The organism is Haloarcula sp. CBA1131 (genome assembly GCF_008728975.1).
GTDB classification, from domain to species: domain Archaea; phylum Halobacteriota; class Halobacteria; order Halobacteriales; family Haloarculaceae; genus Haloarcula; species Haloarcula hispanica.
The window spans coordinates 347,005-364,410 of record NZ_RPCY01000002.1 but is presented as its reverse complement, the minus strand read 5'-3'; the positions used below and the strand labels follow the sequence as shown (position 1 = coordinate 364,410).

The 17,406-nt window shown below is 61.6% G+C and carries 16 protein-coding genes; 6 read left to right on the top strand and 10 right to left on the bottom strand.

Annotated features, from left to right (window positions below; genetic code table 11):
• Window positions 1-191: 191 nt before the first annotated feature.
• The 3 genes from Har1131_RS17055 to Har1131_RS17045 all read right to left on the bottom strand — a co-directional run bounded on the left by Har1131_RS17055 (window position 192) and on the right by Har1131_RS17045 (window position 4,988).
• Window positions 192-2,597, bottom strand: coding sequence for a DUF2309 domain-containing protein (locus Har1131_RS17055; protein WP_151147597.1), 2,406 nt, complete (start codon window positions 2,595-2,597; stop codon window positions 192-194).
• Entirely contained in the window at window positions 2,587-4,074 is a 1,488-nt protein-coding gene (locus tag Har1131_RS17050) for a proton-conducting transporter membrane subunit (protein WP_151147595.1), read from the bottom strand. The genes Har1131_RS17055 and Har1131_RS17050 overlap by 11 nt, the downstream gene beginning before the upstream one ends.
• A gap of 440 nt (window positions 4,075-4,514) precedes the next feature.
• Window positions 4,515-4,988, bottom strand: coding sequence for an Lrp/AsnC family transcriptional regulator (locus Har1131_RS17045; protein ID WP_014031125.1), 474 nt, complete (start codon window positions 4,986-4,988; stop codon window positions 4,515-4,517).
• A 278-nt stretch (window positions 4,989-5,266) separates the two neighbouring features.
• Here Har1131_RS17045 and Har1131_RS17040 point away from each other — a divergent pair, with 278 nt between their 5' ends.
• From Har1131_RS17040 to Har1131_RS17020, 5 genes are all read left to right on the top strand, one after another.
• Window positions 5,267-6,517 carry an ABC transporter substrate-binding protein gene (locus tag Har1131_RS17040; RefSeq protein ID WP_370455092.1) on the top strand — a complete coding sequence of 417 codons (1,251 nt, stop codon included), beginning with the start codon at window positions 5,267-5,269 and terminating at the stop codon, window positions 6,515-6,517.
• Window positions 6,514-7,704: an ABC transporter substrate-binding protein gene (locus Har1131_RS17035; RefSeq protein ID WP_151147592.1), complete on the top strand. Its 1,191-nt coding sequence runs from the start codon at window positions 6,514-6,516 to the stop codon at window positions 7,702-7,704. Before Har1131_RS17040 ends, Har1131_RS17035 begins: the two co-directional genes overlap by 4 nt.
• Window positions 7,701-8,900 (top strand): ABC transporter substrate-binding protein, encoded by a 1,200-nt coding sequence (locus tag Har1131_RS17030; RefSeq protein ID WP_151147589.1) that lies wholly within the window; start codon window positions 7,701-7,703, stop codon window positions 8,898-8,900. Before Har1131_RS17035 ends, Har1131_RS17030 begins: the two co-directional genes overlap by 4 nt.
• Before the next feature lie 158 nt (window positions 8,901-9,058).
• Window positions 9,059-9,538, top strand: coding sequence for a universal stress protein (locus tag Har1131_RS17025; protein ID WP_050038338.1), 480 nt, complete (start codon window positions 9,059-9,061; stop codon window positions 9,536-9,538).
• A 114-nt stretch (window positions 9,539-9,652) separates the two neighbouring features.
• Window positions 9,653-11,032, top strand: coding sequence for a sugar porter family MFS transporter (locus Har1131_RS17020; RefSeq protein WP_014031120.1), 1,380 nt, complete (start codon window positions 9,653-9,655; stop codon window positions 11,030-11,032).
• A gap of 42 nt (window positions 11,033-11,074) precedes the next feature.
• On the opposite strand, the gene Har1131_RS17015 is transcribed toward Har1131_RS17020, so the two are convergent.
• Window positions 11,075-11,950 (bottom strand): fructosamine kinase family protein, encoded by an 876-nt coding sequence (locus tag Har1131_RS17015; RefSeq protein WP_044952795.1) that lies wholly within the window; start codon window positions 11,948-11,950, stop codon window positions 11,075-11,077.
• Window positions 11,951-12,072: 122 nt separating this feature from the next.
• Window positions 12,073-12,426: a transcriptional regulator gene (locus Har1131_RS17010; RefSeq protein WP_014031118.1), complete on the bottom strand. Its 354-nt coding sequence runs from the start codon at window positions 12,424-12,426 to the stop codon at window positions 12,073-12,075.
• Window positions 12,427-12,572: 146 nt separating this feature from the next.
• On the opposite strand from Har1131_RS17010, the gene Har1131_RS17005 reads away from it, so the two are divergent.
• Window positions 12,573-13,076 (top strand): GbsR/MarR family transcriptional regulator, encoded by a 504-nt coding sequence (locus tag Har1131_RS17005; protein WP_014031117.1) that lies wholly within the window; start codon window positions 12,573-12,575, stop codon window positions 13,074-13,076.
• A gap of 8 nt (window positions 13,077-13,084) precedes the next feature.
• Here Har1131_RS17005 and Har1131_RS17000 read toward each other — a convergent pair whose 3' ends face one another.
• From Har1131_RS17000 to Har1131_RS16980, 5 genes are all read right to left on the bottom strand, one after another.
• On the bottom strand, window positions 13,085-13,636 hold the full coding sequence (locus tag Har1131_RS17000; protein WP_014031116.1) for a hypothetical protein: 552 nt from the start codon (window positions 13,634-13,636) through the stop codon (window positions 13,085-13,087).
• 204 nt (window positions 13,637-13,840) lie between these two features.
• Entirely contained in the window at window positions 13,841-14,674 is an 834-nt protein-coding gene (locus Har1131_RS16995) for a hypothetical protein (protein WP_050006925.1), read from the bottom strand.
• 66 nt (window positions 14,675-14,740) lie between these two features.
• Entirely contained in the window at window positions 14,741-14,974 is a 234-nt protein-coding gene (locus tag Har1131_RS16990; RefSeq protein WP_014031114.1) for a DUF2249 domain-containing protein, read from the bottom strand.
• 167 nt (window positions 14,975-15,141) lie between these two features.
• On the bottom strand, window positions 15,142-16,575 hold the full coding sequence (locus Har1131_RS16985; RefSeq protein WP_044952793.1) for a hypothetical protein: 1,434 nt from the start codon (window positions 16,573-16,575) through the stop codon (window positions 15,142-15,144).
• Window positions 16,568-17,317, bottom strand: coding sequence for an ABC transporter ATP-binding protein (locus Har1131_RS16980; RefSeq protein WP_014031112.1), 750 nt, complete (start codon window positions 17,315-17,317; stop codon window positions 16,568-16,570). Before Har1131_RS16980 ends, Har1131_RS16985 begins: the two co-directional genes overlap by 8 nt.
• Window positions 17,318-17,406 lie beyond the last annotated feature (89 nt).

Sequence of the window (17,406 nt, the reverse complement as noted above, 5' to 3'; positions counted from 1 at the left end):
ATATTCGCTTGATAGCCTCTATTTGCGTTGTTTACACCACTATTTACCATATATGGAAGTATCTATTTCTGATTGTAGACAAATTACATAGATAGGGTTATTTTGGAGTGGTTTTCTATTTTGAGTGTCTTTTATATAAGTTCAAAAAGTTAGTGTGCCAGCAGTTCCAGATACCGGCTGTTCGGGCCAGCTTAGTCGTTTGCGGCCGCGGGTGCGAACGGTTCCGTCGCTTCAGCTTCTGACAGGTCAGACACTGGCGACCACTCTAGGTCACGCTCGTACTCGAAGGCACGGTGGTCCTGCGTGGGATCGACGACTGTCAACGAGAGCCAGTTGTTGTCGAGTAGGTCTGCCAGTTCCGGGTGTTCAGCGAGGACGCCGTTGACGCGGTCGACCGGAGCGTGGATGACCGTCGAGAGGCGGAGCGGCTGGTGGTACGGGTCGTCGTCGGCCGCCATCAGCGACTGGAGCGGCAGGCCGGTCATCAGGTCGCCGCCGTTGCCCTGGTAGACGCCGACGTTGCCGACGGGGTTGTGGGTCACCTTCGAGCCGCTCCCGTAGACGGCGTTGTCGACCGTCGAGAAGTAGTACTGGGTGTTGATCCACTGCGTGACGACCATCGGGCCGGTGAGTATCGCTTCCAGCGCCTCGCCGTCAGCGTCAGTCGACCAGTCGTAGGAGTGGAGGAACGCGCGGCCGCCGAGGTCGACATCACTCGTCAGTTCGCGGGGGCCGACGACGAAGCCGGCGTTGCCGGCCAGGCCCCACTCGGGGCGGGTCTCGGCCCAGTCGGCGGCGCGGCGCTCCGTCTCGGTGACCCCTGATGAGGTGTCGGCACCCATGGACTCGGCACGCTCGGCGGCCGCGTTCTCGCGGGCAGTGGCGAGGTCGGCGCGCAACTGGTCGAGATCGGCAGCGTGGCTCTCGGGTACGTCGCTGTCGTACAGTTCCACCTCGTCAGTCGTCGTGTTGTGTTCGCCAGCGAGGAAGACGGTGTCTTCGGGGATTTCGAAACCGCGGTCGCGGAGCGCGGCCCTGACCTCGTCGTCGTTGCAGATTTTCGCCAGCACGCGGGCGTTCGGGCCGCCGGGATTTCCGGCGCAGGCCCCACAGTCCAGACTCGAATCGTAGGGATTGTTGGTCGTCTCACTGGCATGCCCGGTGAAGACGACGAGGCGGCTGAACGTCTCCCAGCCCATCAGGTAGAACGCGGTGGCGGCGTACTCGACTTTCTCGTCGGTGGTCAGTCCCACCGGCAGGTCACCGGCGTAGGTGTGCTGGTGGTGGACGAGCGGGTCACAGAACTCGTGTTCATCGGGTACCGAGTCGTCGACCGCGTCGAACAGGTCATGCACGCGCCCGGGGACGAGCGTGCGGGCTGCGAGCGCGAGGCCGTACCCGCTCCCGGCAGTCTCGACGTAGCCGTAAGCTGTGGCGGCGTTGGCCTCTACCGTTTCGATGATTTCGTCGGCGGTCTCACAGATGCCCGACAAGCGGTCGTGGCTCGCCTGGGAGTCGTCGTCGGTCGGCACGTCGGTGACGTGGTGCTGCGGGTCGAGAATCGGTGGACAGGCATTGACAGACACGTCGGTGTCGTATCCCTGGTACTCCATCGGGATCCCGAAGAAACCGGCGTACCCATGGGTCTCGTAGTCGCCCGCGGCCTCGATGTGACGGCGGATGATCTCCGAGCGCGTGTCGATACAGAAGACCATCTGTGCGTCCGGGCAGCCCGGTTTGTCACTGTCGGCGAGCGACTGGCTCTCCGCGGCGACGGTCTCGACGAGGTCGCCGCGGTAGGTCGCCTCCCAGGCGCGCAGGAACGCCCCGGCGAGTTCGGCGGCCGGGTCCGGGTCGATGCTGTCGTTCGAGGGGGCGATATCAGCACCGACGGCATCTAGCAGGGCCAGACGCGCCGCGAGGTACCCCGCCAGTGAAATCGGGTACGCCGACTGCCACGCGCCCTCGTCGTCGGCACGCTGCTTGATGAGTCCTGTCCAGCCCGGGAGGGCGGTCAGTTGCTCCTCGAAAACCGGCACCCACTGACTCACCGGGTACGGTGCGAGCACCGCTTCGATGGCCGCAGTCGGCGTTTCGGGCAGATCAGTAATAATTCCCTCGTCGGGGATTTCGCTGTCGTGCTCAGCCACTCCGCGGAAAGCTGTGTAGAATCCCGCTTCGCGGTTCGGCATCGACCAGTGGGCGCTCCCCTCGTCGAGGAACGTCGACAGCCACTTCGTCAGCACCTGGTCGACGCGGTCGGTGGCGGTGTCGGAATCGCTTTTCGAGGCATCGGTCGCTGTGGCCATCCGGTCGAGCAGTACCTCGGGGTCGTTCTCGTAGCCGGCCTCGGAGAGTTCCGCGTCGAGAATCTCCGGGTCTATCTGGCCGTGTTGTAGCGCCGCACGGAACGTCTCCGCGCTGGGGTAGCCACGGCCGCCCAACAGGTCGGCTGCCTGCGTGACTGCCTCACTGAACGGCTGGTCCTCGAACCCCGTGAGGGGGTTTGCTGTCACGAACGAGTGGATGGGCCAGAGGGAGCCGACGGTGGTCGCTGCGGTGTCGATACTGTCGTGGATGGTGGATTCAGTACTCATTGTAGTCCTCCGTAGCAGTTAGCACAGTGTCGGCTGCCGGTTGACCGGCGTTCAGCAGCGCCACGTAGAGGCGCTGGCTGCGCTCGTGAACCCCGGTCTCGATGCCGGTGTAGATGCCGACGAAGACGACGGCGATAATGCCGTGGAGCAGGGTCAGTTCCGTCGTTGCCGGGCTGACAGGCATGAGCCCCGAGACGCCCGTATAGACCGCGGCGTAGATGACGATAGCCGGGAAGAAGACCACTGGGACGGCCCCGTAGCGGGCCGCCGTTGGAAGCGAGGTATGCTGTACGGCGCTACGGGCCGCGTGGAGCGTCGTGAACACCACAAAGAACGTCAGCAGGAGGCCGCTGTCGACCTTCGTCCCTTTCCCCGTCAGCACCGCGAACACTGCGCCGCCGGCGATGCCGGTCAGCAGTGTGACGATGACACCGATGATGCTCGTCGTCGTTCCTACCGTGTGTGGCGTCCCCTCGCTCGGGCTAGTGTGTTCGACCTGTCCGCCGGCACTGAGGAACTGGTAGGCCTTGTAGAAGCCGTGGAGGATGAGGTGGGTAATAGCAGCCCCGAAAAAGCCGAGGCCGGCCTGCATGATCATGAATCCCATCTGGCCGACCGTCGAACAGCCGAGTTTACCCTTGATGTCGGTCTGGACCGACTTCAGGAGTTTCCCGCCGATGGCGCTTGCACCGCCGACGGCGACGATTGCGAGCATGAGCGCAGGGTCGACAGTGATGACTGGGGCGAAGCGGGTCAACAGGATGCCGCCGGCGTTGACGAATCCAGCGTGCATCAGCGCCGAGGCGGGCGTCGGTGCGGTCATCGAAGAGAGAAGCCAGCCGTGGAACGGGAGCAGAGCGGACTGAATCATCGCTGCGAGCACGAGCGCGCCGGCGGCGACCAGCCACACCGGGCCACCGAGTGCGTCGGCAGCCGCCGTAACTCCGGTGACTGTGGTCGCATCGGTCGTCCACCACAGCGCCGTTAGCGCGACGGCGAGAAGCGCGCTGCTGGCGATGAAGTACTTGCGGGCGACCGTCGCAGCCGCCTGTGCCTGGTCCCAGCCGCCGACGATTCCGATGAGTTTCGCCATCAGCAGCCCCATCGCGAGCCACAGCGCCCCGAACAGGGCAAGGTGGTCAGCCGCGACCAGTCCCATCACGACCACCGTGAAACCGAATACAGTGGCGAAAAAGCCCGTTTTGAGGCGGCTGCCTGCCAGGTAGCGGCGCGAGTAGCTGTGAACGATACCGCTGAAGAAGGTGGCGACCACCCACATCAGGACGGTCAGCCCATCGACAGCAACAACGCCGGGTATCTCCCACGCGACTCCGGTTCGGACCCGAACGGCAAGCACAGCAATGCTCGCGGCAAACATCGACCACACGAGCCATGTGAGTGCGACGGGTACGAGCGGCGAGTCAGCCGTCGTGTCCGGGAGTGATCCAACCGTCTTCGGTGAGTTGTGTCCTGACATCGTTTTTCGTGACTGATCACGGCAATCACGGAATGTGATTGACCAGTTCCGGTTGTCTTCATCCCTAGTGCGAACGGACTGATTATTAAATCCTTCTATACTACCAATTTGTTCCTAAAATAGTAGATTATAGAACATTATGTTTTTGTGGTTGAAGCTCGGTCGAGAACCACCGCCAGGGGAGTAAGCGGGTACCTCGCGGCCTGTGCTGGCAACACCGTTCGATTACGAGTCCGCTGTACACACGTACACAGATTCGACTATGAGGGACCGAGTGAGTATTGAGATGGAGCGATATTACCAAACTGTTCGGAGAGGCTGCTCAGGAAAGCAGATCGTTGCCGGGCATGAGACGGTTACTCTCATACCCTGTCTGACCGCGTCGTCCCGGGCACGCAGGTGTCCAGAGCGTAACCCTGTGGTCGCGGCGGCGTCGTCAGCTAGCTACCGTTTTCGGAATCGAACTTACCGAAAGGCGTCGTCTCATGGCTCCGAACGAGTACTTCGTCGGCCACTGTCAGGCCCATATCGAGAAGTGCCTGTGCGACAGGGGTGATATCGCTATCCGATTCGCCGACAGCCGTCACGAGGAGATTCTCCTCGCCGGTGACCAGTTCCTGTACCGATACCACACCGTCTATATCCAGAATTTTCGGGATTAAATCGCCTCGCTCGGGAATCGACGCAGTGCAGTAAAGCAGCATCCGGAGCGGATAGCCCGCCTGCTGATAGTCGACGTCAGCGCTGTAGCCCTTAATCACCTCGCTGGACTCGAGATGGTTAATGCGCTTGCGGACGGTGCTGTCGGACGTATCGGTTCGCTCTGCGATGTCCCCGGACGACATGTTTCGAGCATCCTCCTGTAATGCGTACAGGATTGCCCTGTCCACGTCGTCGATTTCCTCGTCAGCCATACTAGTGTGTCCACAGCAAGGACACTTTACTGTTGTACGTTCCCCCGATCCGCTGTTGTGGCTGTCAGCGGTAGCAGCGAGGTCTCGAACGCGCCAGCCGCAGCTTGTGAATAGATGCAGCATGTCTCAGGGTGGATAACAGCGGGGAAGTTGCGCTCTCGACGAGCATACGTGACACGGACTGCCGGGACAACCGACCGGAGTCCGTGACGGCGGCCAGTTTTCAGGCGCGCCTAAATTCCGAAGCAGTTATATATTTTTAGGTGGGCCTAACAATCATGTCGAGAGATGATACAAACCACAAGTCCCCGACTAGACGTGACTACATGAAGTATGGTGGCGCGGTGATAGGTGGGGGGTTGTTGGCGGGCTGTGTAGGTCAATCCGACTCCAAGTCAACTCCGAGCGAGCGAGGCACAGGCGACGGGTCGACCTCAATGGCCGAACCAACCACGGCTGATGACGGGTACTTGGTTACAATGTCGCCCATGGGAACCGTCGAGTTCGAAACGGTCCCCCAGAGTGTGTTCACGATACTGGGCCACCACGTAGACATGCTGGTCGCGCTTGGGCGAGGCGACGCGATCAACGCGATGCACGCGCCTGAATACCACCAATCGCTGTATCAGAAGTTCCTCCACCGACTGGAGGGAGTCTCAATCGACTGGGATGACCTGTACTCTTCGTGGCCGCCGTCGAAAGAGAAACTGTACGAACTCGATAGCGATGTCCATATAGCGGACCCAGCGAAGGTTGCGACGGCCGAGGGATGGGACGACAGTAGCCTCGAAGAGATAGGCTCGAACGTCGGCCCGTGGTTCGGGAACACGCTCAGCGGCACTCATCAGAAACCGCCATCAGGCTGGGCTGATGCGTACGAATACTATACGCTCTGGGAGATCTTCGGAAAGATCGCGCAGGTGTTCCGAGAGAGCGACCGGTACGAGGCACTCACATCGGTCCGCGAATCGATGCTGCAGACTATCAGAGCGGGCCTGCCCCCGGAACAGGAGCGGCCGAGCGCGGCCATGGTCCTGTTCTCCACATCCGACGAGAAAATATGGGGGTACAAAATGAACCATCCGGGCTACTACGCTGCCCACACCCGCCCGCTGGGTGCTACCGATGCGTTAGCCGACGCCGTTGGTGACGAGTACGGCGACGACGGGCGGAATATCACGCTCGACTCCGAACTGCTTCTTGACGCCGACCCGGACGTGTTACTCGTCCTCGGGCCGATGACGGGGTACCACAATCTCGACGACATTCGGTCACAACTGGCAGACGACGAGGTACTGAGAAAGATAACTGCCGTCCAAGAGGGGCGGATATACGCTCAAGGTGCCCGTCGGCAGGGTCCGCTCCTGAACCTGTTTCAGACTGAAATGACCGCGAAACAACTGTACCCCGACCAGTTCGGTGAGTGGCCGGGCTACGTCGACGGCGAGCCATACCCCGAACTCCCCGTCGAGGAACAGCTGTTTGACCGCCAGCGTGTCGCTGACGTAATCACGGGTGAGGGACAGTGACTGACCCCGGTAGACCGGCGCTTGAACAGCCGACACGCAGAGATTATATCAAGGGAGCCGGGCTGATTGCGGGCGGCAGTTTGCTCGCCGGGTGTTCGAGCAACTCCGCCACGGACTCTACCGCGACTGAGCCAACGGAGACAACCGAGACCCCAACAGCGACTGAGACTGAATCATACACTGTCAATATGGAGCCGGTGGGCGACGTTACGTTCCAGACGGTTCCCGAGCGATGGCTCCCCTACGGTGGCACTTACGCCGATATGGGCGTGGCACTCGGGCAGGCCGATGGCCTCACAGGTATCGGCGGGGCGGACCGCTACTACACGTACGTCTACGATGAGCTTCCCGGTGTGTCCGTCGACCAGGAGACGATTGACGCGAATCCGGAGGTCCGAACGAAAGAGGAGTTTTACGAACTCGACAGCGACGTGCACCTCTATGACCCAGGGATGCTCATCAACTGGTTCGACTGGGCGCAGTCGGACGTCGACGAAATCGCCGAAAACGTCGCTCCGTTCATCGGGAATCTGATCTTCCGTCGCTCCGACGAGTGGCACGACTACCGGTACTACACCCTGTATCAAGCCTTCGAGAAGGTTGCTGAGGTCTTCCAGGAACAGGCTCGGTACGAGGCGTTCAAACAGCTACACGACGACTTTATCGCGGACCTGCAGAGTCAGCTCCCGCCAGCTGAGGAGCGTCCGAACGTCCTCCTTACGTTCGAGGGCACCGACGAACCGGAGTCGTTCTCGCCCTATCGGCTGAACGACAACGGCACGAGCAAGAAGCAGTGGCGTGATCTCGGCGTCACCGACGCGCTTGCCGGAACCGATATCGAGAACCTCAGCACAACCAATCGGGGCGAGTACGACTACGAAACGCTTCTCTCAGTCGATCCGGACGTTATCCTCGTCCGCGGCCACGAGCGAAAATCTGCGACCGAGTTCCGGGAGACCGTTCTACAGTTTATGCAGGACCACAGCGTCGGGAGCCAACTGACCGCGGTACAGAACGGACGCGTGTATCGCGGTGGCTACCTCCGACAGGGTCCGATTCACAATTTCTTCCTGACAGAACGGGCGGCCCAACAACTCTATCCCGATATCTTCGGCGACGTGACCTCCGACACCGAACTCTTCGACCGGGAGCGAATCGCCGATATCGTCACGGGTGAGTTCGAATGAGTGGCCCGGACGGAGCAACGTTCGAACGACCGACGCGGAGAGAAGTCGTGAAAGGCGGTGGTACACTCGCCCTCGGTGGACTACTCGCCGGATGTTTGGGCAACAGCAGTCAGGAATCTTCGGAAGCTGGGACCGGTGACTGGGCCACGGATACCGAACCGAGCGCTACCGGGCCAGCGACTTCCGACGGAACGTATTCGGTGACGATGGAGCCAGTCGGAACCGTCGAGTTCGAAACTGTGCCCGAGACAATCGCCCCCTTCACCGCGGACTACATCGATATGCTGGTCGCGCTCGGTCACGGCGACGCAGTACAATCAATCTGGTACCGTGGACGGTACAAGACGCTGCACTACGAGGAACTCGATGGAGTGTCTATAGACCTCAACGCCCTCACACAGCTCTGGAGCGACGGCGTCTCGAAGGAGGCGTTCTACGAGATGGACGCGGATCTGCATCTCATCGATCCGCACGCACTGACACACTGGCTCAAAGCATGGGAACAGTCCGACCTCACGGAAGTCCGGGAGAACGTCGCTCCGTTTATCGGAAACCTCGTTTTCCGACGGACTGACGACTGGCACAACTACCGGTACTACAGCCTGTACGAGGCTTTCGAGAAGGTGGCTGAGATGGTTCAGGAACAGGCGCGCTTCGAGGCGATCCGTTCAATCCATGCCGAGCTAGCCGAAACGGTGCAGGCTCGGCTCCCGGCACCAGAGGAGCGACCGAACGCCGCGCTCATGTTCGCCGGCGAGGAGCCGGAAGCGTTCACGCCGTATCGGATTAGCGGGAACGGGGCCAACAAGGAACACTTCCAAACGCTCGGAATTGCCGACGCGTTCTCGGACACCGGAATCGAGGGGTACTCCGGCTCGGAGTCGCTCGATTACGAAGCGTTGCTGGAGATAGATCCAGACTCACTCCTGCTGCGATACCATCGCGAGGGGAAGACCCGTGAGGAGTTCGAGAACTCAGTGCTCGCCCATATGAAAGAGCACGAAGTGGGCAGCCGGTTGAGGGCCGTCCAGAACGACAGGGTGTTTCGCGGCGGTCCGATCTACACCGGCCCGTTGCACAACCTATTCATGATCGAACGGTACGCGAAGCGCTACTTCCCCGAGACGTTCACAGAGGCGCAGTTGTTCGACCGAGAACGCCTCGCGAGGATTATTACAGAAGGAGTTGCCGAGTGAGAGACAGGTCCGTGCCACCGCGACACCCGCTCTCAGAGGAGTAGGTGGATGTCCCCGTCGCGGTGGAAGCGGGTCGTATAGCTGAATACAAATAATTACTATAATTATAGTAAACTCATAGCAACTTCTATTTACCCCGGCAGCGAAGCTCAGTGCTGATGACTGAAGTGACAGCAGCGACCGATACGCGCGGCCTCGAAACCGTGCTACTCGCGGTCGGTAGCCGCGACGACGCCCGAGTCGACACGCTCGTCGATGCCGTTACTGAAGTCACGGTGCCGACAGACGCGACAGTAATCATCGCACATGTGTTCGATCCGGACTCGTACCGGGAGGCGGTAGAGCAACTGCTCGAAACGCCAGACGAAAACATCGACCCGGACGAGCTGGCCGCACAGATGTCGGTCACCCAGGAGATCATCGACGAGCTGGAAGCCGAGTCGGTGACGACTGTCCCCCGTGCGACGACTGGGACGAGTGGGGAAGGTATCGTTTCCATCGCGAGAGACGTGTCCGCCGACCGCGTGATTGTCGGCGGGCGGCAGCGCTCTCCGGCGGGGAAGGCTATCTTCGGGAGCACGGCTCAGGAGGTGATGTTGAACGCCCCGTGCCCGGTTACGTTCGTTCGCGACCGATGACCGTGCAGACTGCGCTCCGGGCCTTGCCCGACGCCGCCCGCCCCCAGTGGCTTCGCCGTGGTACGAAAAGACTTGGAAAGACTTTTACACAGATTCGAGTTCATTTTTACACGGATGTCCACAGCCACCATACGGAACGTCCTCAGCGGTGACGGCGACCGGTTCGTCTACGTCGTCTCCGCGTTAGCCGCGCTGAACGGACTGTTGTTCGGGTTCGACACCGGGATCATCTCGGGCGCGTTCCTGTTCATTCAGGACTCGTTCGTCATGTCGCCGCTCGTCGAGGGAATCATCGTCAGTGGTGCGATGGCCGGGGCCGCGGCCGGTGCGGCCGTCGGCGGCCAGTTAGCCGACCGCCTCGGTCGCCGCCGCCTCATCCTCATCGCGGCCATCGTGTTCTTCGTCGGGTCGTTCACGATGGCTGTCGCGCCGAACGTCCCCGTCCTCGTCGCCGGTCGGCTTATAGACGGCGTCGCTATCGGTTTCGCGTCGATTGTCGGCCCGCTGTACATCTCCGAAATCGCGCCGCCCAGGATTCGCGGCGGGCTCACCTCCCTCAATCAGCTCATGGTGACCACCGGAATCCTGCTCTCGTATTTCGTCAACTACGCGTTCGCCGACGCGGGCGCGTGGCGCTGGATGCTCGGTGCCGGGATGGTCCCAGCCGTCGTCCTCGCTATCGGCATTCTGAAGATGCCCGAAAGCCCACGCTGGCTCTTCGAGCACGGACGGAAAGACGAGGCGAGAGCCGTCCTCAAGCGGACGCGGTCCGGCAGCGTCGAGGAAGAACTCGGTGATATCGAGGAGACCGTCGAGACACAGTCCGAAACCGGCGTCCGGGACCTGCTGGCTCCGTGGCTCCGCCCAGCGCTCGTGGTCGGGCTCGGACTCGCCGTGTTCCAGCAGATCACCGGCATCAACGCGGTCATTTACTACGCCCCGACGATTCTCGAATCCACCGGGCTGGGAAACGTGGCCTCAATCCTTGCGACAGTCGGTATCGGAACGATCAACGTGGTGATGACCATCGTGGCGATCCTGCTCGTCGACCGTGTCGGTCGTCGCCGACTGCTCCTCGTCGGTGTCGGCGGGATGGTCGCGACGCTGGCCGTCCTCGGTACTGTGTTCTACCTTCCCGGTCTCGGCGGGGGCCTCGGCGTCATCGCCACGATCAGTCTGATGCTGTTCGTGTCTTTCTTCGCAATCGGTCTCGGCCCGGTCTTCTGGCTCCTGATCTCTGAGATATACCCGCTTTCCGTTCGCGGGTCGGCGATGGGTGTCGTCACCGTCGCCAACTGGGGTGCGAATCTCCTCGTGTCGCTGACCTTCCCCGTCCTGACTGACGGCGTCGGAACCTCTGCGACGTTCTGGCTGTTCGGCCTCTGCAGCCTCGTAGGGTTGGTGTTCGTTTACCGCTACGTCCCCGAAACCAAGGGCCGGACGCTGGAGGCAATCGAAGACGACCTCCGGCAGAACATCTCGCTGGCTGACTGAGTCGACCATCGGAACGGCGGGCGGGTCCACCGCTCCCGCTTTTTACACCCCGAGGCGGTCTAACGCGCTGTCGAGCCTCGGGAGTCCGTCGTCGCCGAAAAACCGGACGTTCTCCAGGGCGTGGAAGGCGATATACACGTCGCGCCGTTCGTCGAAGTACCGCTCGGAGATATTGCGGTGGCGGCGGTACTCATCGTAGAACGCAGCGCCGATCGAGTCCAGTCGGTCGACGTACGCCAGGTCTACTTCAGCGTGGCCGAAATATATCGCTGGATCGAGGACGGCCCGAACGGTTCCGTCAGCCACGACAACGTTTCCGGGGTGGATGTCGCCGTGCAGCAGCGACGGCGTGGCCGGCTCGACGAGACGAGTATCGAGCGTTTCCGCCAGTCGCTGCACCCGGTCGAACTCGGTGGCTGGCAGAGCCCCAGCGTCCCGCGCAGTCCTTGCGAACGGGAGAAGCCGTCGCTCGCGGAAGAAGTCGATCCACGACTCGGTCCACGGGTTCGACTGGCTGAACGGCCCCGAAAGGGTATCGAACGGAAAGCCGAACGCGTCAGCCGAGACGTCGTGGAGAGACGCGACGTGGCGCGCGAGGTCGCGTTCGGCCCGTTCACCGAATCGGCCGTCTCCGCGGACGAACGACAGCACGAGCAGTTCCGGTTCGACGTGGAGGACGTCCGGAACGGGGAGCGGCGTGTCACGGTCGAGGTACTGAAGCATTGCCGCCTCGATTCCGAGCGGCGAGTCGTCGACTTTCACCGCCACGTCAGGACGGTCGCGAAACGTCACACGGTAGACCGACCCGACTTCCCCGCCGTCGAGTGCCGTCGCGCTTTGAGCGTCGGCGTCCAGTACGCTCGAAACCCGTTGTCGCACTGTCGCCGTCATCTGTTCCGCGCCCGTCTCCTCGTCCATATTCGGCATACGATAAGGCGTCCAATAGGTCTGTTTGTCTTCTGCCTCGGTAGCGAAAACAAAGCCATCCGAACCTCACTGCAGACTCCGATTACAGGCAGCACTCGAAACGAGTGGTGACGCTACACGGATCGGTCGGTGCTGTCACCGAACTGCACGACGAGGCGTTCCGTGGCGAGAGCGTACACTGTCATCTCTGTCCCCTTCTCCGAGTACCACGTTTCGGCGGGTTCGATAAGGTCAGCTTCACAGAGACGGTCGAGGTGATAGGAGACGCTCTGGAGCGAGCGGTCGACTGCATCGGCGATATCCGACGCGGTCCGCGGTTCGTTCCTGACCGCCCCCAGTATCTCCTGAGCAGCCTCAGACGAGAGAATCTGAAGGACGTCAGTCGGTTCGGTACCGTTGACTACGACGTTCGTCTGCTCTCGGGGTGCATAGTCAACTGGCGGGTGATGGGGGAAGACGCTTGCCATGGATTGTAGGGAGGGTATTGACGTTCGCTTCTGTTTGTTCGGCTCAATCCGAACAAACCAATCAAACAATTTAATACTTACGGAATAAATAGCCTGAGGTATGACGCAGCAGGACACGCGGCAAACAGGGCAGCCAGTTCGGATGCATGAGTGATGACGACAGCGCGGTCGCACGCGAACGCGTCATCGAATCGATGGAGCAATCGGCCGAGGTGTACGGCCTCAGCCGAAGCGCCGGGCGCATCTACGGCGTGCTGTACTTCGCATCGGACCCCCTCTCCATCCCAGAACTCGTCGAAGAAACCGGCTACGCGAAATCGACGGTGAGTAACGTCACACGGACGCTGTCGCGTATCGGGCTCATCCACCGCAGGTCGTCTGCAGGGGGCGGCAGACGAGTCCGGTTCGAGGCCGAACGTGAGGTCTGGTTCATCCTGCAGGACGTGTTCCAGCAGTACATCCAACGGGAAGTCCAGACGACGCTCAGGACCATCCGCCGGGCGGAAGAGCAGGTATCAGCAGAGACTCGCGAGCAAGAGCGCGTTCGAAATCTCCGTGAAACGTACGAAGACCTGGAGGAGATCGTACAGCTCGCGTCGGAGTACTCCGCCGCAGAACTCCGCGAGGCGCTCGAGTCCTACGAGCGGTAGTCACCGCGTTACCAGTAGACGGTGTACGTACACGTATCGTCACCGTTCCGACGACACGTCTGACCCGTTTCTTCGATGAACACGAACGCGCCGACCGGCGCGTATTGCTGGGCGACACCCCGGATGAGGCCACGGTCGAACGGGCACGGATACGGGTTCTCACACGTCACCTCGCCGGTCCGCTCGCCCACGGATTCGAAGCGATAGTGCCCGATATCCCCGCCACGGTGATTGCGCTGGTAGGCCTCGTCTATCGACTGGAGCCCCTCCGGAACAGAATCGAAATCGTTCGGCCAGTCAGCGACACGCGGGATCTGTTCGCCGAGTCGGTCGAGGACGTGCGGTTGCAGGTCGTCGGCAATCGTCTCGAACGCGTTCAGCCAGGCCTGTTGTGGGTACCACTCGTCGGCCGCCGGGTCGGTGATTCCCTCCGCATCGAGCGCCGTTAGCGCTCGTTCCCGGTACTCGTCTGAGAACTTCCCCATCGCCTCCTCGACTATCGTGAGTACCGTTTGCCCGTTGATTTCGACGGCTGGGTCAAACGCCTCGTAGGATGCCATTCTGTCCGGTAGTTCGCGGGGAAGGAAATAAAAACCGGCCATACACGCGGCGAATATGGCACTTTCAGCCCGTCGAGGGGAAGACAACCGCAGTTTTCTGCTCTACTGCCTGCAGTCCCAGTCTCTACAGCGCTTAGTCTTCACTCTTAGACGGGTCGCCGAGGGCTGGCGGCTCCATACAGACCGTACACGACAGCCCTGCCGTTACGACGCGTCCTGTGACTGTCCGCTACGTTCAGTACGGGCGTCGGTGACCCACGCCGGTCGATTCACTGTCGTCTCGCCCGAATCGAACTCGAAGGAGAGGTCGTATGTTTCCGGTGCCTTCCCTGCCAGTCTGCCCAAGGCGAGTTCTGCATACGTCCCCGCGGACTTCGTCAGGTCCCACGTAACTGTCGCGGAGCGAACGTCAGTCGTGTCACCGACTGTTCGCACTGTCCCCGTAGCCCCGGTGACGTGGTACGTTTCCCGCCCCTCGTACCAGCCGTTTTTCGGCTTGTAGACGGTCGCTACCTGAGCGGCGTCGGCTTCCCGTTCGTATTCGACGAGGTACAGGCTCCTGACGACTACCGACGCCGCGCCCGAGACATCGTCCGCCACATCCTCTGACTCCTGCTTGAGGATGAACGTGACGGCCCCGTCAGTCCGGGTCTCCTGAAGGAGTTCCCGATCGGTATCGCTCTGGATCTGCTCTCGCCGGCGGTCGGTACTGCCGTCGTCGTCGACGACGATACGACTGTAGACCGGGTCGCCCGGCGACGCCTGATACTGTTCGGTTCGGACATCACCCTCGTCAATGAACAGGTAGCGGCCGCCGTCAGCGGTCACAGCGCCCTCGAATTCGAGCGCTGTTTCACTATCCGCGACAATCGCTCCCGACGCCCGGTATTCATCGGACTCGGGAACGGTAAACCGTTCGTCGACCGGGTTTTCCGCGTGTGGGCTCGCAGTACTGAACGGATACACGGCAGCGAAGACAAGCGCGAGACAGCATAGCGCTAGCACACCGTTCAGTAGTCTCGCGGTACGGCGGTCCATATCCGAGTACCAATACTGACCAACAAAAGCGATTCGGAAACCGGGACTTGGACTCCGAGTTTGTCGCTACTTCTTCGGGAGGGTCGCGATGAACTCGTTCGGCCCGATGCGGTCGACAGTGTAGCCCTCGGCGTCGAACGATTGTCGCTCCGCGGCCATCTGGTGATAGAGCGGCGTCGGCTTGTGGTCGTTGACAATCGTCAGTGCCTCTCCGCTGTCCAGTTCCTCGAACGCGTCGAAGATCTTCGGGTGTCGCTTCGGCGGTGGAATCTCTCGGAGATCGAGTTGCTGTTCTGCCATACGATCTATCGGTCGCTAGCTGCCGTAGAGAGCCTTTGTGCGAATATATTCAGCGCGGGAATCCGGCAGTGACGACACAGAGCCCGCATTCGGTTACGTCGACCGCATTACCGATACATTTCGGTGGCTTGTGTCCGATTCGTCGTCACGGACAGCTGTTTTGCAGTTCACGCCTGTTGATACCGCGTCGCCCACTTCGGTAACGACCGACGGTAAAGGCCGACGCCGACAGCGCCCAGGACGCCACCAGACCCACCGAGCGCGGCAAGCAGGGGCCCGGACAGCGGTGAGATGGCGAACCCGGCGATGAGGATCGGGACCAGCGGGAGGACCATTGCCGCGCCGAAAACAGCGAACAGGGCCGTGTCGAAGAGGAACTCGTTCGGAGAGAGGCCGGTGAGGTACACGGTGGTGCCGAAGATGTAGCAGGCGACACCGACGAGCAGGACGGCCCCGACGACCGCCTCGGCGACCGGCCCGCCACGCCAGGCCAGTGCGAGTCCGTAGAACGCGAGTCCGACCAGCGGGCCGAGCAGGAGGAACGCCCGGAACTTCCCCGCGAAAACGGCGTTCACAGAGAGGGGATGGGCGAAGTACAGGGTAACGTCGTCGGATTGCGTGAGCCAGTTATACGTCGTAAATCCCGAGAGCCCGAGAATCGCACCGAACGAGATTCCGGTCGACGGTGGCACGCCCGTTATCTGGCCGGCGAAATCGACCAGCGCGGCGGTGACACCAAACAGCACCGCCGCCGAGAAAAGGACCTTCCCGAACCCGCCTGCGCTCCGGTGGATGTCGAGCAGGCTCTTGGTCGCAACTGGGTCACCGATCCGTCGCCACCAGCGGCGGAAGACCGGTTCGACTGTTCGAGCGGAGCGAGGGGCGGTTGCGTCAAAGGTGAGCGCCCCGAGCAGAAAGACGCCGAGGATGACGGTCGCTGTCGCGCCGACCCGCAGGGGAGTCTGAGCGAGAAACAGGCCGTAGGGGGTGTAGGAGACGACATCGACACCACTGGCTAGCGCTGCACCGACTGCGACGAGTGGGGCCGCGAGTAGTGCCAGACCGGGAACGCCGCGGCCGGTGAGACCGAGGGCCGCAATCGTCGTTCCCATCCCGAGGACGAACGTCAGTGCCAGGGTCGTCCACAGAAGGGAGACAGTCGCAACGACGAGGAGAGGCCCGGCGACGCCATGGACTGCAAGCACCGTTCCCAGAGAGATCGGCAGCAGAAACAGCACTGCGTAGTAGACACTGTCCTTGACGACGAACAGCCCCAGCAACGTGTTCTGCGACAGCGGGAGCGTGCGGGCAGAGAACACCAGCAGCGTCACGTCACCGAGGAGGTTCCGGAGGGCATCCCGTCCCACAAATCCGAGAGACCCCGTGTGGAGACCGAAGACGAACACCAGTGCGTGGAGCCCGGCGAACACGGTTTTCGGTTCGGTCCCGGTAACAGCGAGAAGCTTGGCTGCGCCGCCAACGAGCAGGCAGATGAACACCGGAAACAGGGAGAAGTGACTGCCGCGGAAGAGCCGGCTGTGGAGTCGCCACTCCTCGCGGAGCATCTCGACGAACACCCTGCGCGCCCGACCGTCACTCATGTGTCAGAGGGTTGGCTCCCCGGTCCACTGTTGCGTCGACGTTGTCCAGAAACACGTCGAGGAGCGTTACATCGGCGTCGAGTTCCGCCGGACGGACGTCGGCGACGAGGTCGCCGCCGTACATGATGCCGACCCGCGAACAGAGTTCGGCGGCGACGTCTACGTCGTGTGTGGTGACGACGATTGTGTTGCCGTCGTCCCGGTAGGAGCGCAGGAAGCGCTTGACCCGCTCCTGAACGATCGGGTCGAGGTTCGCCAGCGGTTCGTCGATGAACACGACGGCTGGCTCGTGGAAGAACGCGCCGGCGATCATCACTTTCTGCTGTTGGCCCCGCGAAAGGTCCGATGACAGTGTATCGAGTTTCTCGGTAAAGCCGAGACGGTCGGCCCACGACTCGGTCTGCTCGGTCACCGCGTCGTCGGGCATATCCCGGATAGCACCGACGAAGTCGAAGTACTCGCGCGGCGTCATGAAACTCGGTGGTGACTCCTTCTCCGGGAGGATTCCCGCTCGTTCGCGGACCGCTGTTGGCTGCGTCGCCGGGTCGACACCGAGTACCGACACCTGTCCACCGTCCGGACTGAGCTGTCCGGTGAGTATCTCCATCGTCGTGGTCTTGCCAGCGCCGTTCGGCCCGAGCAACCCGAAAAACTCGCCGTCGTCGATGCTGAGCGAGAGGTCCGGTATCGCAGTCACGTCGCCGTACGACTTCCTGAGCGACTCGATCTCGATTGCTGTCACGGCGTTCTGCCTACCATCGTGGTTCTGTCGATATAAGTTGTTATACTGAATAAGAACATCCCAGATAATCAGACACCGGTTTCGTGGAT

Excerpts from the sequence above, each read along its gene's own strand:
- Har1131_RS17025 (WP_050038338.1), top strand. The coding sequence starts at position 9,059 with ATGACTGAAGTGACAGCAGCGACCGATACGCGCGGCCTCGAAACCGTG.
- Har1131_RS17050 (WP_151147595.1), bottom strand. The coding sequence starts at position 4,074 with ATGTCAGGACACAACTCACCGAAGACGGTTGGATCACTCCCGGACACG.
- Har1131_RS16995 (WP_050006925.1), bottom strand. The coding sequence starts at position 14,674 with ATGGACCGCCGTACCGCGAGACTACTGAACGGTGTGCTAGCGCTATGC.
- Har1131_RS17010 (WP_014031118.1), bottom strand. The coding sequence starts at position 12,426 with ATGGCAAGCGTCTTCCCCCATCACCCGCCAGTTGACTATGCACCCCGA.
- Har1131_RS17045 (WP_014031125.1), bottom strand. The coding sequence starts at position 4,988 with ATGGCTGACGAGGAAATCGACGACGTGGACAGGGCAATCCTGTACGCA.
- Har1131_RS17030 (WP_151147589.1), top strand. The coding sequence starts at position 7,701 with ATGAGTGGCCCGGACGGAGCAACGTTCGAACGACCGACGCGGAGAGAA.
- Har1131_RS17000 (WP_014031116.1), bottom strand. The coding sequence starts at position 13,636 with ATGGCATCCTACGAGGCGTTTGACCCAGCCGTCGAAATCAACGGGCAA.
- Har1131_RS17015 (WP_044952795.1), bottom strand. The coding sequence starts at position 11,950 with ATGGACGAGGAGACGGGCGCGGAACAGATGACGGCGACAGTGCGACAA.
- Har1131_RS16985 (WP_044952793.1), bottom strand. The coding sequence starts at position 16,575 with ATGAGTGACGGTCGGGCGCGCAGGGTGTTCGTCGAGATGCTCCGCGAG.
- Har1131_RS17040 (WP_370455092.1), top strand. The coding sequence starts at position 5,267 with ATGTCGAGAGATGATACAAACCACAAGTCCCCGACTAGACGTGACTAC.
- Har1131_RS17055 (WP_151147597.1), bottom strand. The coding sequence starts at position 2,597 with ATGAGTACTGAATCCACCATCCACGACAGTATCGACACCGCAGCGACC.
- Har1131_RS17020 (WP_014031120.1), top strand. The coding sequence starts at position 9,653 with ATGTCCACAGCCACCATACGGAACGTCCTCAGCGGTGACGGCGACCGG.
- Har1131_RS16990 (WP_014031114.1), bottom strand. The coding sequence starts at position 14,974 with ATGGCAGAACAGCAACTCGATCTCCGAGAGATTCCACCGCCGAAGCGA.
- Har1131_RS17005 (WP_014031117.1), top strand. The coding sequence starts at position 12,573 with ATGAGTGATGACGACAGCGCGGTCGCACGCGAACGCGTCATCGAATCG.